The organism is Vibrio sp. SG41-7 (assembly GCF_014164465.1).
Lineage (GTDB): Bacteria > Pseudomonadota > Gammaproteobacteria > Enterobacterales > Vibrionaceae > Vibrio > Vibrio splendidus.
The window spans coordinates 1-246 of sequence record NZ_JACJFF010000457.1 but is presented as its reverse complement, the minus strand read 5'-3'; the positions used below and the strand labels follow the sequence as shown (position 1 = coordinate 246).

The following is a 246-nucleotide window of genomic DNA, read 5'->3' as shown; positions in this document are numbered from 1 at the left end:
AAATTGTTGCTGTTGAACGGCTCTAGGTCGAGTTCCTTTTTCTGCCCAAATCTTGGTTGTGGTATTGCGTTGACCAAATCTAGCTTCATCTTGAAACCAAACAAGCACTTCTTTTAAGTGGATATGCCCAGGGATCTTAAGGATCGTTTCTATTGGGAATTTTTTTAAAAGATTCTTGAGCTTCTTCTGATTGTTTTGGGTGCTTTGATCGTGTCGTTATCCAACTCAAATTAAGTTCATGCAGTA

The 246-nt window shown here is 38.6% G+C and carries 1 pseudogene; it reads right to left on the bottom strand.

The features are described from left to right. Positions 1-246: pseudogene (locus H5300_RS27575) on the bottom strand (winged helix-turn-helix domain-containing protein); the annotation flags it as partial.